This window comes from Rhodococcus sp. NPDC047139, from assembly GCF_040643435.1.
GTDB lineage: Bacteria > Actinomycetota > Actinomycetes > Mycobacteriales > Mycobacteriaceae > Rhodococcus.
Genome location: NZ_JBEYUH010000048.1, coordinates 1 through 1,379, shown reverse-complemented (window position 1 = coordinate 1,379; position 1,379 = coordinate 1). Strand labels below are relative to the sequence as shown.

The 1,379-nt window shown below is 66.8% G+C and carries 1 protein-coding gene; it reads right to left on the bottom strand.

Translation table 11 applies throughout. From position 1 onward, the window contains the following. Positions 1 to 1,379 (bottom strand): condensation domain-containing protein (locus tag ABZ789_RS22615; protein ID WP_358428905.1); only part of this gene is annotated, 1,379 nt, incomplete at both ends.

The following is a 1,379-nucleotide window of genomic DNA, read 5'->3' as shown; positions in this document are numbered from 1 at the left end:
TCGTCGAACCGCTCCACGAACGTGATCTGCAGATCGAACTTCGCCGTGTCCAGATCCGCCTCCACCCCGGCCACCGTCAGACCCGGCAACTCGAACACCGAGCGCGCGAAATTCTCGAAGACGAGCAGTACTTGGAACAGTGGCGCATGCGCGGTCGACCGCACCGGCGCCAACTCCTCCACCAACCGCTCGAACGGCACATCCGCATGCCCGAACGCCGCCACATCCACCGCCCGCGCCTGCTGCACCAACTCGGCGAACGATGCAGACGAATCCACTCGTGTGCGTAGTACCAGCGTATTGACGAACATGCCGATCAGATCGTCGAGCGCCCGCTCCCCACGACCCGCAATAGGTGTTCCCACCGCCACATCGTCCGACCCGGACAGTCGCGACAACAACACCGCGACCGCGGCATGGACCACCATGAACATGGTGGCATCGTGCTCTCGCGCCAACTTCTTCAGTGCGGTGTGTGCCGCAGCCGGCACCTCGAAAGGCACGGTCGCACCGCGGAACGACTGCACGGGGGGCCGTGGACGATCGGTGGGCAACGACAGCGTCTCGGGGAGGCCGTCGAGCGCAGATCGCCAGTAGGCGGTCTGCCGGGCGATCAGCGAATCCGGGTCGTTCTCGTCGCCGAGCACCTCCCGCTGCCACAACGCGAAATCCGCATACTGCACCTCGAGCGGCGCCCACCCCGGCACCTCACCCCGACACCGCGACTCGTACGCCACCATCACATCACGCGCCAACGGCCCCATCGACGACCCGTCACCCGCGATGTGATGCACCACCACCACCAACACGAACTCGTCCACCGCATCGACGACCCGCAACAACCGAGCCCGCACCGGCACCTCGGCAGCCACATCGAAACCCGCCGCGATCACCTCACCGACCCGCGCCGCAACCTCGGCCACCGACACCGACACCGGCGACAGATCCAACCCCACCGCAGACACCGGCACCACTACCTGCACCGGCCCCTCCGGCCCCGCCGGATACACCGTCCGCAACGACTCGTGCCGCTCGACCACATCCGACACCGCCGCAGACAACGCCGCCACATCCAACGCACCCGACAACCGCACCGCCAACGGCACGTTGTACACCGCCGACGACGGATCGAACTGATTGAGGAACCACATCCGCTGCTGAGCAAACGACAACGGCACCCGATCCGGACGCTCCCGCGCCACCAACGGCACCCGACCACCGGCACCGGCATGCTCGGCCACCCGAGCCGCCAACCCCTCGACCGTCGCACCCTCGAACAACACCCGCACCGGCACCGCAGTCTCGAGCGCAGCACCGATCCGCGACACCACCTGCGTCGCCGACAACGAATTACCACCCAGCGCGAAGAAATCGTCGTC